Genomic DNA, 26,455 nt, shown 5'->3' with positions numbered 1-26,455 from the left:
TAAGGCTCTTGGGGTTACGAAAATTTTGTTGGTAAACTGGGCGCGACAATACAATTAAGGAGAATGTCATGAGCACTGGTCGTATTCTGCATACCATGATCCGCGTTGGCGATTTGGATCGTTCAATTGCCTTCTATACCGACGTGATGGGTATGCAGCTTTTGCGTAAAAGCGAAAATGAGCAGTACGAGTACACACTGGCTTTTGTTGGCTACGGTGATGAATCACAGGGCGCAGTGATTGAGCTGACCTATAACTGGGGCACGTCTGAGTATGAGCACGGCTCTGCTTTTGGCCACATTGCAATTGGTGTAGATGATATCTACGCAACTTGTGACAAACTGCGTGAATCAGGTGCGAATATCACGCGTGAACCAGGCCCAGTAAAAGGCGGCACCACTGAGATCGCATTTGTTGAAGACCCAGACGGCTACAAAATCGAGCTGATCCAAAACAAGAGTGCTTCTTCAGGCTTAGGTAACTAGCACTTCATTGATTTACTACACCTCTCCCTAGAGGTGTAGTGCTAATCACCTCAATTTATCAATGCATTAAAAACGTCACCAATCTTAAACCTCCACTCTGCAAAAATTCTGATAGGCTTTTATTAATGTCTCATTGATAAGAAAGTCAGCATGTTGTGGAAAAAGAGTACGCTGCAGCTTCATATTGCAAGCATATTTTTCATCGTTGTTTCTATGCTCTCCGTTTTGCTGATCGTCTTGAGCTACCAGAACTCTAAATCGCTCAACGAACAATTGGCTGACGAGCGAATGACCCAGAATGCTGAGCAGGTCAAACTCGCATTTCAGAAGAAAGTAGTCCCCGTCCTCGCTGCATTAGAGACACTTGCCGCATCCAATTACGGGCATGATATTCATGCTTCCAACGATCCAAACTGGCTTGCTTCCGTTGAGGCCATCATGAAAGTGACACCGGATGTGCTTGCTGTCTATGTAGGCTACGAGGACGAAAGTTCAGCTTTTATCCGTTCCACGGTACCTGCATTTATGCGAGAACAATTTTCAACGCCGGACAACTCTCACATCATGGTCGACATCAATCTGAGTAACGGTGAGCAGACCCGGACGTTCTACGATAAAAACCTGCAATACATTAGCGAAACAACAGACACCATCTCTTACAAGCCAACGACACGTCCTTGGTATAAGGACACCCCGCACAATGGCGACATATTTATTACCGACCCCTATTTCTATCTCTTCATCAAGCGAATGGGCATTACCATTTCAAAACGCATCCCTGCCAACGGTGGTGTATTGGCAGCCGATATTACCCTTTCGTCTATTAATGCATTTTTGAAATCTCTACCCCATTCAGAAGAGGCCAAAATTATGCTGTTCGACGACAACAAGACCATTCTTGGCCAGACAGGAGTCCTTCCTGAAGCACCACTAAACACAACGCAAGACACCTACCTTGAGGCTGCACAACACTCCCCTTTGGTTTCCCTGCTTGAAAAAGATGACTGGCAAGAAACATCACATACCGTCAAGTTCGAGGAAGAAGACTGGCGGCTTAACCTGATGCACATAAGCTTTGGTAACAGGAAGGGATTATGGCTAGCCAAAGCGATCCCTGAGCGCACATTGATTGGCAGTGCAATTGAAGCAAGAAACAATCAAATAACTATCAGCTTCATTATCTTAGGTGTAGGTATGCTGCTGATTATGTGGGCCTCAGCGAAAATCGCGACCCCACTGAAGCTACTGAACAAAGCTTCCCATAAAATAAGAAACCTCGACTTCCATAGCGTAAAAACGCCCGACTCCAATATTGTCGAGGTTCGAGAGCTTTCTGACTCCATTTGTATGATGTCTGAAACCATTGGTGACTTTTTAAACACCTTACATCGGGTATCTAATAATTCAAATTTTGAGTCCTTGCTCTCTGACATGGTAGAGCACTGCTACAAAACATCCGATGCAGACTATGTCCTGATGTGGGCGACCGACATGGAGGATAGAAATAACCTCTCGCTCGCAGCGCACTATCCTGAGGCCATAAGTGAAACCCAGATAGACTTTAACCAACTTCTCGTTGACCTCCCCGAGATGGAAGAAGCGGTCGATAATCACTGCTTTTTTACTTTTACACCAGACGAACATCCTTCAGTAAGCGGTCATCTCCCTGACGAATTAGTGAGGGCCTGGGTGCTTCCCTTGCACAACAGAGAAAATGAACGAGTCGGCTTTGTATTCGTTGGGTTTAATCACGTGATATCACCTGAACAGGAGGAGAAGCTTGGATTTATTCAAGAGTTTCTAGGTTTTGCCTCGCTGATCAAAGAGAACTGGGACCACATCACGGCACAAAAAAATCTGTTCAAATCCTTTGTGGAAATGTTCGCATCGGCAATCGACACCAAGTCACCGTATACCGGTGGACACTGTCAACGCGTGCCTGAACTCACCTTTATGTTGGCCGAGGCCGTCAATGAAGATCAGGATCATTTCCCGGACTTTACGCTGGACGAAAAGTCCCGCGAGGCACTGTATTTCGCAGCCTGGCTGCATGATTGCGGCAAGGTAACAACACCAGAATACGTCGTAGACAAGGCCACCAAGCTTGAAACCATTTATAACCGAATCCATGAAATTCGGATGCGCTTCGAAATACTCAAACGCGACGCAGAGATCGAGTGTTGGAAGCAAATTAGCGAAGGAGCTTCTGCCGAGGATGCCAGAGCCACAATGCTCAAACAAAAACAGGAACTGGATAACGAATTTGCGTTTGTTGCCAAAACCAACATAGGCGGTGAGTTCCTGGATGAAGGCAGCGAAGAAAAGCTCAAACAAATCGCCTCAAGAACCTGGATCCGCACGATAGATGACACGTTAGGATTATCCTGGGAGGAGGAATTACGCAGAAATCGCAGAGGAGAAGATAAACTGCCATGCAAAGAACACCTTCTGGATAACCGGCTAGACCACAAGATTTACTGGACCGAGCAGCAACTCAAAAAGTTTGAGAACTGGTCATTTAATATCAAGGCACCTGAACACAAATTTGACTTGGGCGAACTCTATAACCTGGGCATCAAGCGAGGCACGCTCACTGAGGAAGAGCGCTTCGCGATCAATGATCACATTATTCAAACCATTATCATGCTTCAAAAATTGCCATACCCAGAACACCTGAAGAGAATTCCAGAGATTGCTGGAGGCCATCACGAAAAATTAGATGGAAAGGGTTACCCATTAGGATTATCAGATGCCAATCTTCCGGTGGACGCGAGAATTATGGCCATCGCCGATATTTTCGAAGCACTGACAGCCAGCGATAGGCCCTACAAGAAAGCGAAAAAGCTCAGTGAAGCGCTTAAAATCCTCGCTTTCATGGCGAAAGACAAACATGTTGATGCCCGATTGTTCAAAATATTTATCGAGCAGAGGATTTACCTAAAATATGCGCAGGATTTTCTCCCCGAGAGCCAATGGGACGAGGTCAACGAAGCCTACCTGTTGGACATTGTGTTCCCTAAAAAACCGATAGACGAAAAAGCGCATCACTCATAACCGCTTTACGTTAAAGCAACTTATATATTTGCGATGAATATTCGTGATTTAATTCAAAGCCCTCATTAAAAAAATTGGTAACCCATCACTGTCTGATAGTCTTAATCGAGTGTCTCATAATTAAGATAATGGATTATCATGGCAAGACGCCGCTATACACTTCAAATTCATATCGCAGGTATCTTTTTTATTGTTGTATCCCTGCTTTCAGTCCTTCTCATTGTATTGAGTTACCAGAACTCAAAAGAGCTCAATCAACAACTCGCCATCGAGCGCACTTCGCAAAATGCGGAACGTATTAAGCTCTCCTTTCAGAACCTGACATCCCCGGTCATCACTGCCATGGATGCGCTTGCAGCTTCCGATTTTGGTCATAGTCTCTATGCGTCTTATGACACTGAATGGCTTTCCAGCATGAATGCCATCATGGAAAGAAACCCAGAAGTGGTGGCTGTATATGTTGGCTATCCGAACGAAAGTTCGGCGTTTATCCGTTCAACAAAAGCGGATTTTATGAAAGAGCAGTTTTCAGCACCTGAAAACAGCCACATCATGGTAGACATCAACAACAAGACGGGAAATCAAATACGTACCTACTATGATGACACCCTGAAACATATTCGCGCAGATACCGATAGAATTAAGTACAAACCAACAACACGCCCCTGGTACAAAGCAGCGCCGGATGACGGCAGTATTTATGTCACTGACCCGTATTTCTACATGTTTATCCAGCGGATGGGCATCACCCTCACCCGGCAGTTTAAAGATATTAATGGCGTACTGGCAGTCGACATCACTCTCGATTCTTTGAACAAGTTTCTCTACTCACTGGTTGATACAGAAGAAACCCAGTTGATGCTCTTGGACGATAACAAAAGTGTTTTCGCACATACCGGTTTCCTTCCAGAATCATCCTCTGGTGTTAACCAGCGGATGTACCTTGAAGCAATGTCTGCGTCTCCGTTCAATCATCTTTTCAAGACCAGTGATTGGCACGAATCGAACAAGACCATACTCCATCAGGGTGAAAACTGGTCTCTCAACCTTGTGAGGATCAGTTTCGGTGGAGAGCGGGGGTTGTGGCTAGCTAAAGCTGTGCCTGAGAGGCTGCTGATCCAAAGTGCGATAGAAGCCAGAAACAACCAAATTACCATCAGTATCTTTGGTCTTTTGATTGGCACCGTGATGGTACTTTGGGCTTCCAAACATATCGCCAATCCACTGAAATTGCTGGTAGAAGAAACCCAAAAAATCCGTCGTCTGGATTTCTCCAGTGTCTCAACGCCAAGCTCTAAGATCGTCGAAGTCAGGGAACTCTCCGAATCCGTCCACATGATGTCTGAGACGATTCAGAACTTTCTTCAGACACTTCACCGAGTCTCCAACAGTTCAAATTTCGACTCTTTGATGGCCGACATTGCGCTTCACTGCCAACAAACTTCCGGCGCGGAATACGTGATGCTCTGGACCAATTCAGCAGAAGACAGGGAAAAACTCACGCTGACCGCCCAATATCCCCTTCAAACAGAGGGTAAACAGGTAGATCTGCAGAAGTTGTTGGCCGATTCCCCTCAGATGAAGAAGGCACTCCAAGGTCAGCATTTCTTCAGCTTTAAACCCTGTTCGACGGATATTGAACGCGGACTGCTTCCACAATCACTTAAACACGCGTGGCTCGTGCCTCTCTACAACCGTGAAAAAGAGTGTGTGGGCTACGTCTTTATGGGATTTGATGCGTGTCCGGGGAACGATCAGAATGACAAGCTACAGTTTATCCGCCAGTTCCTGGGCTTCGCTTCCCTTATTAAAGAGAACTGGGACCGTGTAGCAGCACAAAAGCAGCTATTTAAATCATTCATCGAGATGATGGCATCCGCCATCGATACCAAATCACCCTACACGGGCGGTCATTGCCAACGTGTACCGAAATTGACCTTTATGCTGGCAGAAGCAGCCAGTAATGATGAAAAACGCTTCCCCGAGTTCTCGCTCAACGACCAATCTCGTGAAGCCCTCTATTTCGCTGCTTGGTTACATGATTGCGGAAAAGTCACCACACCCGAATTCGTGGTGGATAAAGCGACAAAACTCGAAACCATTTACAACCGCATCCACGAAGTCCGCACCCGCTTTGAAGTCTTGAAACGTGACGCCGAAATTACGTACTGGCAAAAGCGGCTTGAAGGCGAAAAGGTTGAAGAACTTGATGCTTGGTTGGCGGAAGAGCACAAAACACTCGATCAGGAGTTCGCTTTTGTGGCTAAGTGCAATGTGGGCGGTGAGTTTATGGATGCCAGCAATATCGAAAAACTGGAGAAGATAGCTCAGCGGACCTGGATGCGCACAATCGACGATGTCCAAGGGTTATCTTGGGAAGAAGAAGCAAGACGTTCAGCGCGTGGCAGTTTCCTCCTCCCCTGCAAAGAACAAGTCCTTTCTGATACCGTCGATCAGATGATCCCTTGGCTCCCTCAACAGCTGAAAACCTTTGAAAACTGGGAGTTCAAACTACCAGTTCCACCGCTTCAATATAATCGCGGTGAACTCTATAACCTGTCCATTCAGCGCGGAACGCTGACGGATGAAGAGCGCTTCATCATCAATGACCACATCATCCAAACTATTAATATGCTCCGTAAGCTGCCTTATCCTAAGCATCTGAAACGTGTGCCGGAAATCGCCGGGGGACACCACGAGAAGTTGGACGGCAAAGGGTACCCTTATGGGTTGGATGAAAGCTCATTGTCTGTCGATGCACGTATCATGGCAGTAGCGGATATTTTCGAAGCACTCACCGCCAGCGATCGTCCCTATAAGAAAGCGAAGACACTCAGCGAAGCCCTTAAAATTCTCGCCTTTATGGCGAAAGACAAGCATGTCGATGAGCAACTGTTCCGGCTCTTTATCGAAGAGAAAATCTATCTTCGTTACGCCGAACAGTTCCTTCCTAAAGAACAACATGATGAGGTCAATGAAGACGCTCTGCTGGCAATCATCACGCCTAAGCCCGAAAAGGAAACCGAAACCGCCTAAAACTGAAAAGCCCCGCAACACGAGCGGGGCTTCTTTTATCTTTTAGCAAAACATGTCTGGTTAGATAATCGTTCTACCCAAAGAGATCACGACACGACGGTTCTTGTTACGACCTATCGGGCTTTCATTTTCTGCGATTGGACGACGCTCGCCATAAGCTTCAACCTGAATCCTGTCTTTCGGCAAGCCGAGCGACATAAAGTATTGTTCCAGTTTTTCAGCGCGGATTTCAGACATTCTCTGGTTAGCAGCCTTCGCACCACGACCATCCGTGTAAGTCGCCATCAACACCAAATCGATGTCTGGGCTGTATCTCACGAACTCTGCGATTTGTGCCAACCTCGCCATGGAAGCCTTGTTTAACTCATCGCCATTCTCATTGTAATGGAGCACGGTGAAGGCGATATCATCAAAGGCGTAAGGCAATAAGCGTGCAACACAGCTGCTGAATTCATTGTAAGGCTGTTGGAACGACACAGAGGACAACGCAATATCAACGCGTTTCCCCTTGCTTTGCCACTCTTTGAAGCTAAAAGTCGGATAGCGGCCATTTTCCAGCTCAGACAACATACTCCAAGCCGTTTGCCCGTCAACATAACCGTTAAACTGTTTGTAGAAACGCAGACGGTCGATATATTCCGCAGGCTCACCGGCGAACCAAACTGGCGGCATAGAGACGAGAGAGACATTTTGCGTTTCACCCATCGGGCGACGCATTTCCAGCTCAAAATCCAAGTTAATTTTCTTGCTGGCACGGGAAGTAAATGTCGCCATGCCATAGTTCGGGATCATGTGTTCAATACGACACTCGATCGGCGTATCTACCGTCACCTTCCACACAGATTCTGTCGGCTTCGCTCCGTAATACTTGCTCGCAGACACCGAGAGCGGTGCAAGGCTTGCAGCAATGCATAATGTCAACAGCGATGCTTTCTTCATACTGTGCCGGTTCCTGTGAATCAGTGGAAAGGTATTGCTTATCTTATCGGAAGCCAGTCCCTTATCTTTAGTCTTATTTTAATTCTTCATGCCAAAACTAGAAAATGAAAATCAAGCCAGCATCTGACATAATGCACGCCTCATTTTTACAAGTTATCCGAGACATGACCCAAGAAACCAACCTGAATACGCTAAAAGCAAGATTCCGCGGCTATTTTCCTGTTGTTGTCGATGTAGAAACGGCAGGTTTTAACTCAAAGACTGATGCACTGCTTGAAATCTGTGCGGTCACTCTGAAGATGGATGAAGACGGTTGGCTTTCCCCTGATAAAACCATTCACTTTCATGTTTTTCCCTTCGAAGGCGCTAATCTGGTTAAAGAAGCGCTGGAATTCAACGGCATTAAAGACCCTTTCAGCCCACTGCGTGGTGCGGTAGAAGAAGAGCACGCACTGAAAGAGATCTTTAAACTTATCCGCAAAGAACAAAAAGCGGCAGGCTGTCAGCGCTCGATCATGGTGGCTCATAATGCCAATTTCGACCACAGCTTCGTCATGGAAGCCTCGGAGCGTAGTCATCTAAAACGCAATCCTTTCCATCCGTTTGCCACTTTCGACACAGCAGCACTGAGTGGCTTGGCCTTTGGTCAAACCGTTTTGGCAAAAGCATGCCAAACCGCCGGGATCCCTTTCGATAACCGAGAAGCACACTCAGCGCTCTACGATACCGAGCGCACCGCAGAACTGTTCTGTGAGATCGTTAACAAATGGAAGAAATTAGGCGGCTGGCCAGTCATGGCAGCTGAGGAAGAATCCGAACAAGATTCTGATTAATACAATCATAACCTTGGCAAAAGAACCGGCTGCACGCCTTATAAAACAAGGCCTGCGGCCGTTTTCTTTTCACAAACGTCAAATAGTTTTAAACGCTAGATTGAAATCACCCTCAAAAACGAAGGTTTCGTTGCGCAGATCCTGCGCAAACTATTGATAACAAAACCACAACAAATCTCAATTTGCTACTTATACTGACTTAGAACGATTCAACGCTCGTGCCGCTTAGATTCGGACACTTCACGTTGAAGACGACAATAATAAAAGGCAGTGACAGAGAGGCAAATTAATATGAAACGTGTAACACAGCGTACCCTACTTTCCACAGCGATTGCGCTGGCCGCTTTTCAGGCCCACGGCGCAGGCTTCCAAATCAGCGAACATTCCACCAGTGGTCTAGGTCGTGCATTTGCTGGCGAAGCAGCCATTGCAGACAACGCCGCAGTCGCAGCCCGTAACCCAGCGGCGATGACAATGTTTGATTCGACACAAATGTCGGGTGGTCTTTCGTTTATTCAACCGGATGTGGATGCAACACTGAAAAGCAGTAATTTAGGTGGAACAGAAACATACTCGGATGTAGCGCCTGATGCATTGGTACCTTATGCACACTATGTAAGACCACTGAATGACAGGATGGCTTTAGGTGTTTCAGTTTTTTCTAATTTTGGGCTATCTACTGAATATCCATCCGATGCTTCAGCGGGGCCTGCAGCAGGCAAGAGCGAGTTAGCCACTGTAGATTTCAACGTGAATTTCGCTTATGAGGTAAATGAACAACTTAGTTTGGGTCTTGGCTTAAACGCTGTTTATGCTGACGCTTCGTTGGTTCGAAATGCAGGTAACCTGAGCCCCTTCATACCCGGTACAACAGCAACGACAGAGATAGCACATCTTGAAGGTGATGGCTGGGGATATGGCTGGAATGTTGGTGCATTGTGGCAGTTTGACGAGAACAATCGTCTGGGTGTTGGCTATCGTTCGCAAGTCGACATAACGCTGGAAGGGGACTATCGTGGTACTTCGAATACGACAAGCCTAGTCACTGGACAAACTGTTCCTGGTGAAGTTGAACTCAACCTTCCGGACATTTTTGAGTTCTCTGGCTATCACAAAGTCGCACCAAAATGGGCAGTTTCATACAGCGTAATGAGAATTGGTTGGAGCAGTTTCGAAGAGCTCAAAGCTACTGGTTCGTCTTGTACCAGCTCGGACGGTGTAGGAGTGTGTTTCCTCAATGAAGAAAATTGGGAAGACAGCTGGCGCTATTCTATTGGTGCAACCTACTTCCTGAATCCAACTTGGACGCTTAGAGCAGGTTTCGCTTACGATGAAAGCCCTGTACCAGAAGAGTACCGCACTTTAAGTATTCCTGATACTGATCGCAACTGGTATACAATAGGCGCAACATACACTGCAAGCGAAGCCTTTACTATCGATGCTGGCTTTGCTTATTTGAACGGCGATGCCGTTGAAGGAACAGAATCTAAGAGTGTAGCTACTTACAACTTTGAAGCAGGCGGCGACGCTTACATCTTCGCTGTTGGCGCAAACTACACCTTCTAAGTTATTGTTTCAAATATGAGAAAGGCCGATTTTTACAATCGGCTTTTTTGTTTCCAGTCACAAAAGTGAAATTCAATCGAAGCAGCTGTGACCTGCTATTCAGTACCTTACCTACAAAATTCAAACAGTCGCTCAAATCGCAACCAGATCGTTTCTAATCGTTAATGAACAATTACAGGCACTTCTGAATGAACAACCTTTAATTAGTGTATTTACTTAAAACATCAGTTTTAAAACTAGACATAAAATACCGAAATTTCAGACACTCACCTCGATTTTAACACCTGTTTAACATTCCGGCGCATCATGACATATTAAGCATCGTAAAGATCCGACCAGTAGCCATACACATTTATTATAGGCTGCAACGTTTTTCCAACTTATTGAAAATATTGGAAATTGGTCATTTAGTGACCGACAACTCAATTAGGACGAGAGGCAGTATGTCAAAAAAACTATCAAGAAGCGCCCTTGCGGTCGCCATTGCTCTCACCGCCCCAAGTGCTTGGAGTGCGGGTTATCAAGTTGCTGAACACTCAGCAAGCGGATTAGGACGCGCATTCTCTGGCGAAGCAGCAGTCGCCGATAACGCTTCAGTGCTGGCACGTAACCCCGCAGCCATGACTATGTTCGAAAGAACCAGTGTTTCTGGTGCACTGAGCCTTATCGATCCAAATGTAGATGTAACCCATGAAGGACCATCTCGAAACCAAAAAGCTGAAGATGTGGCGCCATTCGCCATCGTTCCCGCCTCCTACATGATTTCACCAATTAACGACAGGCTCTCATGGGGAATTGGATTATTCACCACTTATGGTGTTGCGACAGATTATCCTGACGACTTTAGTCTCGGTCGCTCAGCCGGTGATACTGCACTTACAACAGTTACGTTAAACCCAAGCATCGCATGGAAAGCGAGTGAGAATCTAAGCCTTGGTGCTGGTCTTAATGCTGTCTATGGCGTTGCTGAACTCAATCGCCACAAAGGTTTACTCTCGTTCAACGGTGCAAACGGTAATGCGTCTGACAAGCTAATCACTATGGAAGGCACAACGTATGCTTTTGGCTGGAATATCGGTGCACTCTTTCAAATGGATGAGAGCAACAGATGGGGTCTGGCATACCGCTCTCAAGTGACCCTTGATTTTGAGGGTGACTTTACAGATCACACAGGCGCCGCAGCCAACCTAGCTCCTGGTACTACCGTAAAGGGAGATTTAGAGGCAATTCTTCCAGCCACAATTGAAGCTTCGGGTTTCCATCAGCTAGATGACACATGGGCAGTTCATTACAGTATTCTGTGGACAGAGTGGAGTAAATTCAAAGAACTTCGAGCAACTAATAGCCAATGTAATTCTGCAGATGGGGCTGGGGTATGTTTCTTAAAAGAGGAGCATTATGAAGATGCTATTCGTTGGTCAATAGGAGCGACTCACGCACTCAATGACCAATGGCTGGTTCGAGCCGGATTCGCATTTGATGAACAAGCAGGAGAACCAACCTTGAGTATTCCTGATACCGATCGCTATTGGTATTCAGCTGGAGCCACCTACAAGTACACGAGTGATCTTACATTCGATGCTGGATTTACTTTCATTAATAGTAAATCGAATTCATTCGTTGAAGATAACGAAAACTTTAGTAGCACTGGTAACGCTCTCATCTATGCCCTGCAAGCAAACTACCAATTTTAGTCTCAGCGGATGACAAAGCAGTAACGAGGGATTTTATGAAAACAAAACTACTAACAATCTTGGTGTCAGCCGCGCTCCTGTCAGCATGTAATGACTCAGGTATTTCTGGCGAGCCGACAAAAGCACAAACAACAGTCGATTTCAATCTAGACCCAGATAACTTAGCACCTGTATCTCCAAGCTTCCTGTCAATGGATAGCACTGATGGTACGCTAGCCTCTGACGGTTTTTTAGGTTCATCCAGTTATTCAACTGATATTTCTGATCCTGCTGTTGCTCTAGGTAAAAGTGATGGCTGGGGAACCACTGCACCTTTCTTAATAAACTTCCAAGGTAACGCACTTGATGCATCATCAGCTCCCCAAGGCTTCCACATCATAGAAAGCGGTGACCCTACCTCTGCGGATTTTTCCACTTCTACTAGAAAGAAACTGACGGCCGATCAGGACTACACAGTTACTGCTGAAGGCACCACTTTGGTGGTTCGGTTTATTAAGCCATTAAAGTCGGCTAGCAACTATATGTTTGCAATTACCAACGACTTGAAAGATGTAAATGGAAGTGGCGTAGACTCCTCCACAACATACTCGGTTTTAAAAGGCTCTATACCTATTCCCGCCGGCTCGGAAGCACTTTTACCGGCAAAAGATATCACCCAACTAGTTGAAGCAGAGTTTAGTAAAGAAGGAATAGATTCTCGTAAGATTGTCTTCTCTACTTGGTTTGCAACGCAATCTGTTGGTGACACGCTTTACGCTACAAAAGGCGCAATTGCGACTGCGGTTGGACTGGGTAACAATTTCAATGCAATTTGGAAAGGTTCAGCAAATCCAAATAGTGTTGATATGTCACAGGCCTATATAATGACCGTTCCAGCGTCAGGGCAGGACTTCGCGACAGCTATTCAGTCAGACGCTAGCTTTAACACATACATAGATCCCGATGGTACTGTTGAACCAGCGTTACTAAACTCTTACGCTGCTAATAGCGTTACAGTAACCAGAGGTACCGTTAAGCTTCCATACTTTCTGGAGAAAGACTCAAGCACATGGAACAAAACCCCATTTGAGTCTGGTATGCCAAGCCTAGCTATCATTTCAAACGCATTGAACAGCACTGAAAATGCATCCGTGGTCGCACAACAACTTGTGGGACAGGCAATTGATGTCACCAAACTTGCTTCAGATGCGTCTGAGCAGTTGAAACTCGTTGGTGTGACACTAAATGATGCAAATGGAAATCAATTGGATGCGGAGAGAGTTATAACTCGTTACAGTCCAATCCCTCAGGTTAAGTCGTTAGACGATGTACCGTTCCTTTTGTTCACACCAACAACCACATCTGGTGCAATGGAATTAGTCATCTATCAACATGGCATTACATCTGCGAAAGAAAGTGCTTATGTTTTTGCAGCAAACTTAATAAATGGATCAAAGCTGCTAGGGAAAGACATTGCCATACTAGCCATTGACCAGCCAATTCATGGTGAGCGCAGCTTGGATGCAACGCGCTCTGCAAACGCAGATCCTACAAATTACCTAAACTTGGCCTATCTGCCAGTGGGAAGAGACAACTTGCGTCAAAGCATATTGGATAATGTGGGTCTTCGTGCAGCGCTAACTGTGTCGCAAGGTGCGGGTCTATTCACGGGCACACCTTTGGCAACACTTGATAACACAGCTACCACTCCACCTTCACTTTTCGGGCATTCCCTTGGCGGAATTACAGGTTTTGGAACGGTAGCCACAGCAAATAGCACGTTGAATGATGCGGCTGGCGATAGCTTGTTTAAATTCTCGCGCATTGCCGCTGCGAATACCGGTGGCCAAATAGTGGATTTACTCATCGGGTCGGAAGCGTTTGGCCCTCTAGTGACTTCGCTTGTGACAGCTGGTATTCCTGAGTCAGAACAAGCAGGTGTACTCTCTCTTTTTGCATCTGCAGCACAAACTGTTATCGATCCGACAGATCCAATCAACTTAGTCTACGAGTCTGACCTTAATGGAACAAACGTCCTTGCTGGACTACCAATCTACATGCAACAAGTGAAAAATGACGCCACAGTCCCAAACTCTGTTGAAGATCGTCCATTGGCAGGAACAATTCCTCTTGCTTCACTGATTGGTTTAAACGTTGTTAACAGCCAATCGCAAACAACTAAAGACGGCCGTAACTTCACCAAGTTTGGCAGCGTGGGCCAACACAGCTCTGTCATCGCCCCTCAGAACGAGGACTTCAGTGACATAACTTACACTCAGGAAATGCAATCTGAATTAGTTCAATTCTTGAGTGGTGCTGACGTGAACTTTAGTGTGAATGACGCTAGTGTGCTCGAATAACACTATCTTTTGATTGTCCCAATAGGCCAGCACCCGCTGGCCTTTTTCCTCTCCAATCCAATTCCTTTCAAATTCCCCTCGACAATGTAAAAAATATCAGCAAACTGTGATCTTCGTCTTTTGGGGATAGATTTTGCCCCGTTGGGTGTTTGTAGGGATAGGAAGTAATGAATCCAGTTGTTATTGCGGTTTGCGTGATGCTGGCGTTGGCACTTTTAAGGGTCAACGTGGTGGTTGCGCTAACATTTAGTGCCGTCTTGGGCGGTATGGTCAGTGGTCTAACACTGCCCGAAACCATTTCTGCGTTTGAAGGTGGCTTAGGTGGTGGTGCAACCATCGCGCTGAGTTATGCCATGTTGGGCACCTTTGCAGTAGCGATTAGCCGCTCCGGCATCACGGATCTTTTGGCACAATCCGTTGTGAAAAAGCTGAATGGCAAAGAAAGCCAAAATGCCTCCGCGGCACTGAAATACATGGTGCTTGTGGCTCTTGGCCTGTTGGCAATCTCGTCTCAAAACGTGATTCCTGTACACATTGCGTTTATCCCTATAGTGATCCCTCCTTTGCTGCATGTGTTTGCCAAATTGAACCTTGACCGCCGCTTAGTAGCCTGTGTGCTGACTTTTGGCTTGATCACACCTTATATGGTGTTGCCTGTGGGTTTTGGCGGCATTTTCCTGAACAACATTCTGTTGAAGAATTTGCACGACAACGGCCTGGATGTGGTCGGTAGTCAGGTACCTCAAGCCATGTTGCTGCCAGCGTCTGGTATGTTGTTTGGTGTGTTGGTTGCAGCCTTTATCAGCTACCGCAAGCCTCGCCACTATTCTGAGGAGAAAATTCTGGCTGCAGAGCCTGAAAAAGCAGAGTTCAAACCGCAGAATATTTTGGTTGCGGTAATTGCTATCGCCGCCGCACTGGGTGTTCAGCTCACCACTGGCTCTATGATTGTCGGTGCACTGGCTGGCTTTATGGTGTTTACCTTTGGCGGTGTCATTAAGTGGAAAGACACGCAAGATGTATTCACCCGCGGCGTTCACATGATGGCGATGATTGGCTTTATCATGATTTCTGCAGCAGGCTTTGCGGCGGTGATGAAAGCGACTGGCGGTGTAGAAACACTGGTTGCATCGCTGGCATCCACCATTGGTGACAACAAACCGCTGGCGGCGCTGTTGATGTTGGTTGTTGGCCTTCTGGTCACTATGGGCATCGGTTCTTCGTTCTCAACGATTCCAATTATTGCCACCATTTACGTGCCACTGGCTTTGGCGTTTGGCTTCTCACCGATGGCAACCATTGCCTTGGTAGGCACTGCGGCGGCCTTGGGTGATGCGGGCTCTCCCGCTTCGGATTCAACCTTGGGCCCAACTTCAGGTCTGAACGCCGATGGTCAGCACGAGCACATCTGGGATACCGTGGTGCCAACATTTATCCACTACAACCTGCCGCTGATTGCGTTCGGTTGGATTGCAGCGATGACGCTGTAACCAGAGTGACAGATACAAAAAAGCCGCTGTGTTGTCAGCGGCTTTTTTATGAGAAGGAAAACGCTTAGCTGTTTTCTTCTGCGTCGCGGCGTGTCGCTGCGTTTTTGATCAAAGGCTGAAGCTCACCCTTCTGGAACATTTCCAGGATGATGTCACAACCACCGATCAGCTCACCATCAATCCACAGTTGTGGGAAAGTTGGCCACTGCGCGTAAATTGGCAGCTCAGCACGGATATCCGGGTTTTGCAGGATATCGACGTACGCAAATTTCTCACCACACGCCATCAGCGCTTGGCTAGCCTGAGAAGAAAAGCCACAGCTAGGCAGCTTCGGCGAGCCTTTCATGTAAAGCAGGATTGCGTTCTCTTCAATCTGCTGTTTGATTTTATCAATAGTTTCCATTACTTCCTCGAACACCAAGTGTGATGATGACAACGATTCTAACTGTGTTAGCGATGGAAAAAAACGCCTAAAATCTTTAGGGTCAAAATCCGCCGCTTTTTTTAAAATTATTCTTTTAATAAAGTAAAAACTTGCTAAACTGTTTCGCAGTCGGTCTATAAGTAGATTCGTTCACTTATGGGTACTACCTAAAGTGTACGACAAATCTACAGGAAGCAATAATGTCAGGGGGCGACCCCGCCTATCATGGAGAATCGAGTAATGGCATTTCAACTACCAGCTCTTCCTTACGAGAAAAACGCGCTTGAGCCACACATCTCTCAAGAGACTCTGGAATTCCACCACGGTAAACACCACAACACTTACGTTGTTAAGCTGAACGGCCTGATCGAAGGTACTGAGCTTGAGAACAAATCTCTGGAAGAGATCGTTAAGACTTCTACTGGCGGTGTTTTCAACAACGCAGCGCAAATCTGGAACCACACTTTCTACTGGCACTGCCTGAGCCCAAATGGTGGCGGCGAGCCTACTGGTGATGTTGCAGACGCAATCGCTAAGTCTTTCGGTTCTTTCGAAGAATTCAAAGCGAAATTCACTGATTCAGCAATCAACAACTTCGGTTCTTCTTGGACTTGGCTGGTGAAAAAAGCTGACGGTTCTCTGGATATCGTTAACACTTCAAACGCAGCTACCCCGCTAACTGAAGACGGTGTAACTCCGCTGCTGACTGTTGACCTGTGGGAACACGCTTACTACATCGATTACCGCAACCTGCGTCCAGACTACATGAATGCGTTCTGGGCACTGGTTAACTGGGAATTCGTAGCACAGAACCTGGCTGCTTAATTCCAAGTTAAACGCTTAAGCATTGATAGATACCTCGCCTCGGCGGGGTATTTTTTTGCGTGTTTACTAGGGGCACAAAAAAGCCGCTGTAGTCAGCGGCTTTTGTTCAATCTGAAACTAGTCTTTACGCCACTTCAGAAAGGATGATGCGTAGTGTACGACGCAGCGGCTCAGCTGCACCCCAAAGCAATTGGTCACCCACGGTGAATGCGTTGAGGAAGTCGTTACCCATCGCCATCTTACGCAGACGGCCAACAGGAACAGACAGTGTACCGGTCACTTTGGTTGGAGAAAGCTCTTGCACCGTGATATCACGCTCGTTCGGGATCACTTTTACCCAATCGTTGTGTGATGCGATGATGCTTTCAATTTCATCCATTGGTACATCTTTCTTCAGCTTCAGTGTCAGTGCCTGGCTGTGACAGCGCATCGCGCCGATACGCACACAAGTACCGTCGATAGGTACTGGGCTATCTTGAATACCAAGGATCTTGTTGGTCTCAACCGTCCCTTTCCACTCTTCTTTGCTCTGACCGTTTTCACGTTTCACGTCAATCCAAGGAATCAGTGAACCTGCCAGCGGAGCGCCGAACTCAGACGTTGGGAAATCACCAGAACGCATGGTTTCAGCAACCTTGCGGTCGATATCCAAAATAGATGTCGCAGGGTTTGCCAGATCCATGCTGACAGCGTCGTTGATGGTACCCATCTGGGAGATAAGCTCACGCATGTTTTTCGCGCCTGCACCCGATGCCGCTTGATACGTTTGCGCAGTCATCCACTCAACCAAGCCTTCTTGGTAAAGACCACCTACTGCCATCAGCATCAGGCTGACAGTACAGTTACCACCCACATAGGCTTTGGTGCCTTTGTGAATGCCTTCTTGAATTTGTTTGAAGTTCACTGGATCCAGTGTGATGATCGCGTCATCTTTCATACGCAGCGTAGAGGCCGCATCAATCCAGAAACCTTTCCAGCCGGCCGCCAGCAGTTTTGGATATACCGCTTCGGTGTAGCTGCCACCCTGACAGGTAATGACGATATCCAGCGTTTTCAGGCTTTCGATATCGAATGCATCTTGCAGCATTCCCGCATCTTTGCCGTAATTTGGCGCAGGGATGCCTACTTGAGAGGTACTGTAGAATACTGGCTCGATAACGTCGAAATCACCTTCTTCTACCATGCGTTGCATCAGTACGGATCCGACCATACCGCGCCAGCCGACTAAACCTACTCTTTTCATTCGCACTCACACTCCTTGTAATAAAATTCTCCGCCTATATTGAAAAGTCACAACACAAATAACAAGCAAAAACTGCGCATATTTGTATCGGCAAAGAACTAAAAATAAATCGTAACGGACAAAGGGCACAACGGGCCACGATAATGCGACGCACTGCAAGCGAACAGAGAGATCCTTAAAGCGTTTTTAGACAGCGGAGGGATCAGAACAATGTGTCTTCAGTGAGGGCATCTCGCCGTGACGGAATATTAACGCTATCGCGTCATGCCAAGGTGATCAATGTAACAAATATACAAACATCAGTAAAACGAGAACCAAACAGTAGCACGCCAATCCCGCCAACAGAAAAATCACACCCAAATAACGTCCCGTCACCTGCGATAACATCCCGTGCGCAAAGGTCACAGAAACTAAAATACTTGTTCCCCGTACTCACCCTCTTTCGATAAAGTACCCGCCGCCGCCAGGAAGGTAGCTTTCAAGCCCATAGCCAGTGTTCACTTCACTACCCTCTGCCAACAGGCAATAGGTATCTCAGGCAGGAGCCACAGGGCCAAACTCAAAAAAGGTTTGAACTATGCAAAGACACCCGGTGCGACTTCCTTCTGTATTCCAAGTATTCGCAGCGTTAGGTCTGTTCCTGTTAATGGCGTTTTCTTTTACCGCCCAACTAGACCTGCCTATCCAGCTTGCTCTCTACATTGGCTGGTTCGTGATCATCGGACTCGGCATTAAGCTGGGACACAGCTACAAAGAGCTGGAACAAGCTGCCACCCAGGGCATCGCTAATGGTCTCGGTGCTGTTTTGATCTTGTTGGCTGTTGGCGCTCTGGTCGGCACCTGGATAGCTGGCGGTATCGTTCCAACTATCATTTACTACGGTTTAAAGGCGATTCACCCTTCTATTTTCCTCGCCGCGACCATGATTATCTGTTCGCTGACTGCATTGGCAACGGGCACGTCCTGGGGCGCTGCAGGTACCGCAGGCATTGCGATGATGGGGATTGGACAGGGCTTGGGCGTTCCCGCACCAGTGACAGCAGGCGCTGTGCTTTCAGGCTGTTACTTTGGTGACAAGCTGTCACCACTTTCTGATTCCGTGATCCTCGCGTCTTCCATGTCAGGCGTTGAAATCGTCGAGCACATCAAAGGCATGCTACCTATCGCGCTTATCAGCTACATCATTACTGGCATTCTCTTTACTACACTGGGTCTGCACTACGCGGGCAATGTCGATATGGCTCAGGTGAACGATGTGATTCTAGCGATGGAACAGCAGTTCGTGATCACCCCGTTGAGTTTTGTGCCTGTGGCGATCGTACTGGTATTGCTGGCGATGCGTTTACCGTCATTCCCGGTGATTTCTCTGGGCTCTGTGCTTGGTATTGTCTGGGCCATCGTGGTTCAGGACATGAACCCACTGACAGCGATGAACACCGCTTGGGCTCCTTTCTCGATTGAGTCTGGCGTCTCATTCATTGATGCGATTTTGAACCGCGGTGGTATGGAATCTATGCTGGGTTCTGTAGCGGTGATTGTGTTTGGTTTAGGTTTCGGTGGTCTTCTAGATAAAGTCGGCGTGCTGGAAACCATCGCCAAGCTGTTCGAGCGTAAGGTTGAATCTGCGGGCAGCCTGGCCACATCTACCATCGGTACTGCGTTCCTGGGTAACGTGTTTGGTTCTGCCATGTATGTGTCACTGATCCTGACCCCTAAAATCTGCGCCAAGAACTACGATCGCCTCAGTTACCAACGCAAGAACCTGTCACGTAACGCCGAGTTCGGCGGCACGCTAACCTCGGGCATGGTGCCTTGGAGCGACAACGGTATCTATATGGCAAGCATTCTGGGTGTAGCGACGCTTTCCTACGCGCCGTTCATGTGGCTGAGCTTCGTGTGCATTATCGTCACTATTCTAACTTCTTATATGGGGTGGTTCGTTGACCGCTGCCCACCAACCACCGAAGCATCAGAACCAGCAAGCGAAGACAGTCTTGACGCTCTTGCGCAGAAAGCCTGATTCTCAATGATTTTATCTATGAGTGCGGTTGTAAGACGGATTTCCCACCGCACTTCATATCGGCGATAAATGTTTTCCCAAAATAGAAATCTACCGATAACGGCAGCAAAACAGGTTCGCAACACCAAAACCCGACTCAGATCTCATATCACTGCAAAACCACCAGCGTCCCGCATTTTCTGTAGCACGGATTGATTCCAATCAAGTTTCCCCTCCCCCGCACAAGCAAAATCAATGCGTTCTTTTATTTCAAATTTTTTGGGGAAACATCATGTCCACTCCTGCGCAACAGGCGCGCAAAGTCACCGTCGGCAGCTACATTGCCCTCGCCTTTGCCGTCGTATTCTTTTCAGGTCTGCTTCAGTCCAACCAATGGTATGGCATCTTTGACTTCACCACGCTGAATGGCTCATTCGGTAGTGTGGTTTATGATGTGAGTGAAACTGCTGAAGGCGTGGAAGCAGCAACCACCTCGCTACGTGGTAAAGGCGGTAGCGGTGCACGTGATGGTTTCCTGTTCGCGTTGACGCTTATCCCAACTGTGATGTTCGCACTGGGCATGATTAACGTGCTGGAGCACTATGGTGCACTGGACGCAGCACGCAAGCTCTTAACCCCACTTCTCCGCCCTCTCATGAATATTCCAGGCAATACAGGTCTGGCACTGATTGCTTCTCTGCAAAGCACTGATGCGGGGGCAGCCATGACCCGTCAGCTCAAAGATGAAGGCCAACTCACCAAACGCGAAACCGATATCTTCACCATGTTCCAGTTCTCTGCGGGTGCCACCATCGTTAACTTTTTCTCATCCGGCGCCGTTCTCTTCACCTTAACGCTGGCCGATGGCTCTATGGCCGTCACCTCTTCAATTGGCCTCGCTGTCGGCGTGATGTTCATTTTCAAAATCGTCGGCGCAAACCTGTTCCGCGTTTACCTGAACATCACTGAAGGCAAAGAAGATAAAGCAGAACAAGCGATGACCGAGGAGAAAGCATAATGAGCGTTGCAAAGAAGCCGATGGTAACTGACATTTTCGTTGAAGGCGCAAAGAAAGGCTGGACCATCGCGACTATGTCCACCGTGCCAAACGTTCTGATGGCCTTCGTGATCATCAAGGCACTGCAAATTACCGGTGCGCTGGATGCTATGGGCACCCTGTTTTCACCCATCATGGCAATCTTTGGTCTGCCGGGTGAAGCCGCCGCGGTCCTGATTGGTGCATGGATGTCGATGGGCGGCGCTGTGGGCGTGGTTATCACCCTGTTCGACCAAGGCATCTTGAACGGCGAACACATCGCGATTCTAGCGCCAGCTATCTACCTGATGGGTTCACAGGTTCAGTACCTCGGCCGTATCCTTGGCCCAATCGGTACTGAAGGCCGCTACATTCCAGTGATGATCTTCATCTCTGTGATCAACGCATTCGGCGCAATGTTCGTCATGAACATTCTGGTTTAACGACTTTTCAGGCACAGCATTCGCTGTGCCTTTTTCATTTGGGTCTTTTGCCCCCAGGAAAGCGGGAGATTTTATGAGTTTTGATTTGAATGCGTATCTGGAAGAGCTGCGCCCACTGATCAATCTGGATTGTGGCACTTTAACGGTCGAAGGCATCGAAAAAGTGGCAGACATGATGGCCGCAAAGTATGAAGAAATGGGTGGCTGGCACATTAAACGTGTTGATTGTGGCAAGGCGGGTTCTGGCCTGGAAATCCGCAACAAGCCTGAAAACGACGTGATTGATCTGATGCTGATTGGTCACATGGACACGGTATTTCCAGTCGGCACCGCCGCTGCCCGACCAATGAGTGTTGATGAACATCGCGCATACGGTCCGGGCGTGTCTGACATGAAATCCGGTTTGCTCAATGTGGTTTATGCCCTGCGCTCGCTCGATAAAGCCGTTCTCGACAAGATGTCGATTTGCGTGTGCATGAACCCTGATGAAGAAATCGGCTCACTGCACTCTGAAACCTGGCTCAAGTCGGTCGCGAAAGATGCGCGTACCGTGCTGGTTGCAGAAGCTGCCCGCGCTGACGGCTCGTTGGTAAAAGCACGCAAAGGCATGGCGCGCTACAAAATAACTTTCAAAGGCAAAGCGGCACACGCTGGTAACGAACCGCAAAACGGCCGCAGCGCAATTTCAGAAATGGCGCACTGGATTCTCGCTATCAATGCGATGACCAATTTTGAATCTGGCACCACACTGAACGTAGGCGTGGTCAACGGCGGCGCAGGGGCAAACATTGTTCCAGAACACGCAGAAGCGATTGTCGACGTGCGTTTCTGGGATAACCACGAATACGCCGATATCGACCAGAAAATCCGCGTTCTGACCGAGAGCCCTTTCATCGAAGGTGTATCAGTTGAGCTTGATCGCCAAGCTTACAAGCCTTCTATGGTGCCAAGCGAAGAAACAGAAAGCCTGATGGCAATGGTTGAGGAAACTGGCCGTGAACTTGGCATGGACATTACCTGGCAAGCGGTGGGTGGCGGATCAGATGCCAACCTGACGGCAGTGCTGGGTGTTCCTACACTGGATGGTCTGGGCCCTGTTGGCGCAGGCTTCCATAGTGATGAAGAATATCTGGTTCTGAATTCTATTGAACCACGTATCGAACTTCTCAAACGCGTGATTACAAAGCTTTCAGCCTGATTAACCACTCTAACTTATTGATTAAAAAGGCGAGTCTATACTCGCCTTTTTGTTTAAATTTTTTTGCGTTTTTTTTGCATAGCTAAAACACTTCTCCAGCCTATTTTTCCTTTCTCCATGCTTACCCTGTTCACTTTTCATTTTGGGGTCAGTTGAAAATCATCATGCAACGATTTGCCTAACTTCATCATCACCACGCCGCGACTCCCGCCCAGAACACCAGATATTGATTAATTTTCTTGAGATTAATTCCGAAACCACAGGTGCAAACTGCGAAAATTGAGCCACGGTTAAGGAGATCTATATCGCATCAATGGAGTGAATTTTAAGATGTACAAACTAACCCTAATTAGTGCTGCGCTAATCATGATGAATGGTTATGCCCAAGCAGCAGAAATATCGGTAAAAGCACCGAAAGGTTTAGCACTAGGGAAAGCAGTGGGTGCTAGCGGCGACTACCAGTTCAAAAAAGGGAAATCATTCCTTACCGCGAAAAAGTCAGAGAAAGTGAAGGCAACCCCCTCTTTTAAAGGCGTCCGTTTCTACAACAGTCACCTCATCGTTGAATCCTCTGGTGAAGGCCAAACTATCTCAGGCAATCTACCCACTCTGCCAACAGGCTTTGATGTACGACCCTCTCTCACTGAAGGGCAGGCTATTGCAGCCGTTGCCAAGGCTTACCAAGGCGCGCCAGCGGGACATAAAGATGTTGAATTAATCATTCTAGATGAGGGGGAGAACTCTCGTCTGGCATATCGCGTGTCCTTTATGCTGGGTCACAATGGTGCTCTTTATCGCCCTGCTGGCCTGGTCGACGCCCATACCGGCGAAGTCATCCGACACTGGGACGAACTGATGACTGCGAAAGGCGGTAAACCCGGCAAGCCCGGAGGTGGCGGTGGCGGAGGTGGTACACCCGTACCATATAGCGCTACAGGCCCCGGCGGTAATGAAAAAATCGGTCAATACTATTACGGCTCAGATTTCGGCAATCTCGATGTTCAGGAGTCATCCGGTGTTTGTGTGATGGAGAATGACAACGTCCGCACGATCAACATGAACAACAAGACCCGGGGTGGAAGCACCCATTCGTTCAGTTGCCCGGAAAACACCTACAAATACGCGAATGGTGCGTATTCACCAGCGAACGATGCACATTTCTTTGGTGGTGTTGTCTTCAATATGTACAAAGACTGGTATAACACCGCGCCGTTAAGCTTCCAGCTGACCATGCGCGTTCACTATGGCCGAAACTACGAAAATGCATTCTGGGATGGCCGCGCCATGTCGTTTGGTGACGGTCAGTCATTCTTCTATCCGCTGGTAAGCCTTGATGTTTCCTCCCATGAAGTGAGCCACGGTTTCACAGAACAGAACTCTGGTCTGGAATATCGCGAGCAGTCAGGCGGTATCAATGAAGCTTTCTCAGATATCGCGGGGGAAGCGGCTGAGTTTTACATGCGAGGAAGCAATGACTGGTTGGTAGGCTATGACATTCTCAAGGGTGATGGCGCACTGCGCTACATGATTGATCCCACTCAGGATGGCAAATCTATTGGCCACGCCTCTAATTTCCAGGCGGGCATGGATGTGCACTACTCATCCGGCGTCTACAACCGCGCTTTCTACTTACTGGCAAGCACAGCAGGTTGGGACACGAGAAAGGCGTTCGATATCTTCGTACGTGCTAATCAGACCTACTGGACACCCACTTCTAACTACAATCAGGCCGCCTGTGGCGTCGAAAGTGCAGCCGCTGATTACGGTTACAACGTAGCAGAAGTGACCGCAGTGTTTAATCAAGTCGGTGTGCAATGTACCAATTGATATAACCTAGCCAAAACAAAGGGGCGTTAATCGCCCCTTTCTCTTGTGGTTCTCTAAGACTTATAGCCCCTGAGTGAATCGAGATAATCTGGCAGGAACAGCGAGATCTGGGGAATATAGGTAATCAGTATCAAGAAGAACAGCAGCAGACCTAACCAAGGCAGTGCAGCTTTGATCGCCCATCCCATACTCTCTCCTGTTATTCCCGCTGTCACAAACAGGTTGAGTCCTACTGGTGGCGTTAGCATCCCAATCTCCATGTTAACCACCATGATGATGCCAAGGTGAATGGGGTCGATACCCAGCTGCATAGCAATCGGAAACAGAATAGGTGCCATGATCAGCAAGATCGCGGATGGCTCCATAAAGTTGCCCGCAATCAGCAGCAGGATATTCACCACAATCAGGAAGCCCCATGCCGGTAACCCCCACGCCACGATAGTTTCTGCAATCGTGTGTGGAATACGCTCCGTCGTCAGCACATGGGCAAACAACATGGCATTGGCGATGATAAACAGCAGCATAATGCTGACTTTCGCCGCATCGCGCACCACATGGTTCACTTCCTTGTCGGTGAATGATTTCACCATCACCAAAGGCAATACAGCAAAGTTACGCAGCAACATGGAAACGGTGCTTTCACCTTCCTTACGCCAAGGCGTGTTTTTCAGCGGACCAATGTCACGATAGCCCCAAACACTCACCAACCAGGCGTATACCGCAGCCACAGATGCCGCTTCGGTCGGACTCGCGACACCGCCGTATATTGACCCCAACACGATGATGATCAGCATCAGTCCGCCCAGTGCATGCAGGAAAGAGCGTGAGAGTGCAAACACGCCGGGGAATGGTTGTGCTGGCAACCCTTTGATGCGCGCAACGATGTAAATCGCAATCATCAAAATGCCGCCCATCATCAGGCCAGGAATGAAACCTGCCATAAACATGCGAGACGCCGACACCTCTGTCGCAGCCGCATAAACCAGCATCACGATGGAAGGCGGGATCAAAATACCTAGCGTCCCCGCGTTGGCAATAACACCTGCTGCGAACGCTTTTGGATAGCCTGCTTTCACCATACCCACGATAACGATCGAACCAATCGCAGCTACCGTAGCAGGAGAACTGCCGGATACCGCCGCAAACAGCATACAGGCCATCACAGACGCCATGGCCAGGCCACCACGGATATGACCGACAGAATCAATCGCGAAATTGATCAGCCTGCGTGCGACACCACCTGTCGACAGGAACGCGGAGGAAAGGATGAAAAATGGGATAGCCAACAGGGTGTAGTGTTCGCTGGTTGCTTCAAACAGCTTGAGCGAAATAGATGCCAGCGAGTCATTGGAAAACATCAGAATGGTTGCAACGCTCGATAAACCCAACGCAATCGCGATGGGCATGCCCATGAACATGCAGAGGAATAGCAACCCAAATAATACGGCGATGGTCATTTGTTTTGCTCCTCCCGGCTTTCCATTTCCCTCGTCACCTCTTCAGCGAGGTGCATGCTCTCTTTGGCTTCGTCGACCAAACCAAATCCCGCACGAGTACCTGTCATCACTTCATAGCCAATGGTCAGGACACGTAACGTCAGCAGTCCAAAGCCCAACATCAAGCAAGACATGGCTTTCCATTTCTCAATCGGCAAGTCTTCCATTTCAATGCCAATCATTTTCATTTTGCTGAGATAAACCCACGATCCATAAATAAACAGTCCGCAGTAAACCAAGCAAAACGCAAGTGCCACCAGCGTGACCATTTTTTGCGTGCTGGGTGAAAGGTGTTTGATGGCAGCATCCACACCGATATGTGCGCCTTCACGCAATCCCCAGGACGCGCCCATCAAAACCAGCCAAGCAGACAGATAAAGCGTCAGCTCTTGAGCCCAGAGCAAACCCTCGTTGAAAAAGAAGCGAAGAATCACTTCAAAAAACACCAGCAGTGTCATTGTCACCAGAAGAAGGCCAATCGCTCCTTCTTCGAAACGGTGTAACAACTTAACCATTTGGAACTCCCGA

The 26,455-nt window shown here is 47.9% G+C and carries 19 protein-coding genes; 14 read left to right on the top strand and 5 right to left on the bottom strand.

Annotated elements, in window-relative coordinates; translation table 11 throughout:
* The first annotated feature begins 68 nt into the window (after positions 1-68).
* The 3 genes from gloA to RN22_RS01670 all read left to right on the top strand — a co-directional run bounded on the left by gloA (position 69) and on the right by RN22_RS01670 (position 6,575).
* Positions 69-485 (top strand): lactoylglutathione lyase, encoded by a 417-nt coding sequence (gene gloA / locus RN22_RS01680; protein ID WP_046302839.1) that lies wholly within the window; start codon positions 69-71, stop codon positions 483-485.
* Between the two features lie 150 nt (positions 486-635).
* Positions 636-3,539 carry an HD domain-containing phosphohydrolase gene (locus tag RN22_RS01675; RefSeq protein WP_046302838.1) on the top strand — a complete coding sequence of 968 codons (2,904 nt, stop codon included), beginning with the start codon at positions 636-638 and terminating at the stop codon, positions 3,537-3,539.
* 138 nt (positions 3,540-3,677) lie between these two features.
* Positions 3,678-6,575: an HD domain-containing phosphohydrolase gene (locus RN22_RS01670; protein ID WP_046302837.1), complete on the top strand. Its 2,898-nt coding sequence runs from the start codon at positions 3,678-3,680 to the stop codon at positions 6,573-6,575.
* Positions 6,576-6,635: 60 nt separating this feature from the next.
* On the opposite strand, the gene RN22_RS01665 is transcribed toward RN22_RS01670, so the two are convergent.
* Positions 6,636-7,514, bottom strand: coding sequence for an OmpA family protein (locus RN22_RS01665; RefSeq protein ID WP_046302836.1), 879 nt, complete (start codon positions 7,512-7,514; stop codon positions 6,636-6,638).
* A 164-nt stretch (positions 7,515-7,678) separates the two neighbouring features.
* On the opposite strand from RN22_RS01665, the gene rnt reads away from it, so the two are divergent.
* From rnt to RN22_RS01640, 5 genes are all read left to right on the top strand, one after another.
* Positions 7,679-8,347, top strand: a complete 669-nt coding sequence (rnt, locus tag RN22_RS01660) for a ribonuclease T (RefSeq protein ID WP_046302848.1) — start codon at positions 7,679-7,681, stop codon at positions 8,345-8,347.
* A 291-nt stretch (positions 8,348-8,638) separates the two neighbouring features.
* Positions 8,639-9,913 carry an outer membrane protein transport protein gene (locus RN22_RS01655; RefSeq protein ID WP_046302835.1) on the top strand — a complete coding sequence of 425 codons (1,275 nt, stop codon included), beginning with the start codon at positions 8,639-8,641 and terminating at the stop codon, positions 9,911-9,913.
* Positions 9,914-10,356: 443 nt separating this feature from the next.
* Positions 10,357-11,607: an outer membrane protein transport protein gene (locus RN22_RS01650; RefSeq protein WP_046302834.1), complete on the top strand. Its 1,251-nt coding sequence runs from the start codon at positions 10,357-10,359 to the stop codon at positions 11,605-11,607.
* Between the two features lie 35 nt (positions 11,608-11,642).
* Positions 11,643-13,946, top strand: a complete 2,304-nt coding sequence (locus RN22_RS01645; protein WP_046302833.1) for a VolA/Pla-1 family phospholipase — start codon at positions 11,643-11,645, stop codon at positions 13,944-13,946.
* A gap of 167 nt (positions 13,947-14,113) precedes the next feature.
* Positions 14,114-15,436, top strand: coding sequence for a Na+/H+ antiporter family protein (locus RN22_RS01640; RefSeq protein ID WP_046302832.1), 1,323 nt, complete (start codon positions 14,114-14,116; stop codon positions 15,434-15,436).
* Between the two features lie 64 nt (positions 15,437-15,500).
* Here RN22_RS01640 and RN22_RS01635 read toward each other — a convergent pair whose 3' ends face one another.
* Positions 15,501-15,839 carry a Grx4 family monothiol glutaredoxin gene (locus RN22_RS01635; RefSeq protein ID WP_046302831.1) on the bottom strand — a complete coding sequence of 113 codons (339 nt, stop codon included), beginning with the start codon at positions 15,837-15,839 and terminating at the stop codon, positions 15,501-15,503.
* Between the two features lie 261 nt (positions 15,840-16,100).
* Here RN22_RS01635 and sodB point away from each other — a divergent pair, with 261 nt between their 5' ends.
* Entirely contained in the window at positions 16,101-16,685 is a 585-nt protein-coding gene (sodB, locus tag RN22_RS01630; RefSeq protein WP_002541102.1) for a superoxide dismutase [Fe], read from the top strand.
* Between the two features lie 124 nt (positions 16,686-16,809).
* Here sodB and asd read toward each other — a convergent pair whose 3' ends face one another.
* Positions 16,810-17,928, bottom strand: a complete 1,119-nt coding sequence (gene asd / locus RN22_RS01625) for an aspartate-semialdehyde dehydrogenase (RefSeq protein ID WP_039850385.1) — start codon at positions 17,926-17,928, stop codon at positions 16,810-16,812.
* Between the two features lie 577 nt (positions 17,929-18,505).
* On the opposite strand from asd, the gene nhaC reads away from it, so the two are divergent.
* The 5 genes from nhaC to RN22_RS01600 all read left to right on the top strand — a co-directional run bounded on the left by nhaC (position 18,506) and on the right by RN22_RS01600 (position 24,431).
* A complete protein-coding gene (gene nhaC, locus RN22_RS01620; protein WP_046302830.1) occupies positions 18,506-19,948 on the top strand; it encodes a Na+/H+ antiporter NhaC in 1,443 nt (480 codons plus the stop codon).
* A 271-nt stretch (positions 19,949-20,219) separates the two neighbouring features.
* Positions 20,220-20,945 carry a nucleoside recognition domain-containing protein gene (locus RN22_RS01615; RefSeq protein WP_046302829.1) on the top strand — a complete coding sequence of 242 codons (726 nt, stop codon included), beginning with the start codon at positions 20,220-20,222 and terminating at the stop codon, positions 20,943-20,945.
* The gene (locus tag RN22_RS01610) at positions 20,945-21,406 is read left to right on the top strand and encodes a YjiG family protein (RefSeq protein ID WP_002541098.1); all 462 of its coding nucleotides are present in this window, start codon (positions 20,945-20,947) and stop codon (positions 21,404-21,406) included. Before RN22_RS01615 ends, RN22_RS01610 begins: the two co-directional genes overlap by 1 nt.
* A 73-nt stretch (positions 21,407-21,479) precedes the next feature.
* Positions 21,480-22,604 carry a M20 family metallopeptidase gene (locus tag RN22_RS01605; RefSeq protein WP_046302828.1) on the top strand — a complete coding sequence of 375 codons (1,125 nt, stop codon included), beginning with the start codon at positions 21,480-21,482 and terminating at the stop codon, positions 22,602-22,604.
* 330 nt (positions 22,605-22,934) lie between these two features.
* A complete protein-coding gene (locus RN22_RS01600; RefSeq protein ID WP_046302827.1) occupies positions 22,935-24,431 on the top strand; it encodes a M4 family metallopeptidase in 1,497 nt (498 codons plus the stop codon).
* Positions 24,432-24,484: 53 nt separating this feature from the next.
* Here the strand turns inward: RN22_RS01600 and RN22_RS01595 are convergent, their stop codons facing one another.
* The gene (locus tag RN22_RS01595) at positions 24,485-25,888 is read right to left on the bottom strand and encodes a TRAP transporter large permease (RefSeq protein WP_046302826.1); all 1,404 of its coding nucleotides are present in this window, start codon (positions 25,886-25,888) and stop codon (positions 24,485-24,487) included.
* Complete coding sequence (locus RN22_RS01590; protein ID WP_046302825.1) at positions 25,885-26,442, bottom strand: TRAP transporter small permease; 558 nt, start codon at positions 26,440-26,442, stop codon at positions 25,885-25,887. The genes RN22_RS01595 and RN22_RS01590 overlap by 4 nt, the downstream gene beginning before the upstream one ends.
* Between the last annotated feature and the right edge of the window lie 13 nt (positions 26,443-26,455).

Origin of the sequence: Grimontia sp. AD028 (genome assembly GCF_000973155.1) — a bacterium.
Classification (GTDB): Bacteria; Pseudomonadota; Gammaproteobacteria; order Enterobacterales; family Vibrionaceae; genus Enterovibrio; species Enterovibrio indicus.
This window is presented reverse-complemented; position numbering and strand designations above follow the sequence as displayed.

Excerpts from the sequence above, each read along its gene's own strand:
- gloA (WP_046302839.1), top strand. The coding sequence starts at position 69 with ATGAGCACTGGTCGTATTCTGCATACCATGATCCGCGTTGGCGATTTG.
- RN22_RS01675 (WP_046302838.1), top strand. The coding sequence starts at position 636 with ATGTTGTGGAAAAAGAGTACGCTGCAGCTTCATATTGCAAGCATATTT.
- RN22_RS01670 (WP_046302837.1), top strand. The coding sequence starts at position 3,678 with ATGGCAAGACGCCGCTATACACTTCAAATTCATATCGCAGGTATCTTT.
- RN22_RS01665 (WP_046302836.1), bottom strand. The coding sequence starts at position 7,514 with ATGAAGAAAGCATCGCTGTTGACATTATGCATTGCTGCAAGCCTTGCA.
- rnt (WP_046302848.1), top strand. The coding sequence starts at position 7,679 with ATGACCCAAGAAACCAACCTGAATACGCTAAAAGCAAGATTCCGCGGC.
- RN22_RS01655 (WP_046302835.1), top strand. The coding sequence starts at position 8,639 with ATGAAACGTGTAACACAGCGTACCCTACTTTCCACAGCGATTGCGCTG.
- RN22_RS01650 (WP_046302834.1), top strand. The coding sequence starts at position 10,357 with ATGTCAAAAAAACTATCAAGAAGCGCCCTTGCGGTCGCCATTGCTCTC.
- RN22_RS01645 (WP_046302833.1), top strand. The coding sequence starts at position 11,643 with ATGAAAACAAAACTACTAACAATCTTGGTGTCAGCCGCGCTCCTGTCA.
- RN22_RS01640 (WP_046302832.1), top strand. The coding sequence starts at position 14,114 with ATGAATCCAGTTGTTATTGCGGTTTGCGTGATGCTGGCGTTGGCACTT.
- RN22_RS01635 (WP_046302831.1), bottom strand. The coding sequence starts at position 15,839 with ATGGAAACTATTGATAAAATCAAACAGCAGATTGAAGAGAACGCAATC.
- sodB (WP_002541102.1), top strand. The coding sequence starts at position 16,101 with ATGGCATTTCAACTACCAGCTCTTCCTTACGAGAAAAACGCGCTTGAG.
- asd (WP_039850385.1), bottom strand. The coding sequence starts at position 17,928 with ATGAAAAGAGTAGGTTTAGTCGGCTGGCGCGGTATGGTCGGATCCGTA.
- nhaC (WP_046302830.1), top strand. The coding sequence starts at position 18,506 with ATGCAAAGACACCCGGTGCGACTTCCTTCTGTATTCCAAGTATTCGCA.
- RN22_RS01615 (WP_046302829.1), top strand. The coding sequence starts at position 20,220 with ATGTCCACTCCTGCGCAACAGGCGCGCAAAGTCACCGTCGGCAGCTAC.
- RN22_RS01610 (WP_002541098.1), top strand. The coding sequence starts at position 20,945 with ATGAGCGTTGCAAAGAAGCCGATGGTAACTGACATTTTCGTTGAAGGC.
- RN22_RS01605 (WP_046302828.1), top strand. The coding sequence starts at position 21,480 with ATGAGTTTTGATTTGAATGCGTATCTGGAAGAGCTGCGCCCACTGATC.
- RN22_RS01600 (WP_046302827.1), top strand. The coding sequence starts at position 22,935 with ATGTACAAACTAACCCTAATTAGTGCTGCGCTAATCATGATGAATGGT.
- RN22_RS01595 (WP_046302826.1), bottom strand. The coding sequence starts at position 25,888 with ATGACCATCGCCGTATTATTTGGGTTGCTATTCCTCTGCATGTTCATG.
- RN22_RS01590 (WP_046302825.1), bottom strand. The coding sequence starts at position 26,442 with ATGGTTAAGTTGTTACACCGTTTCGAAGAAGGAGCGATTGGCCTTCTT.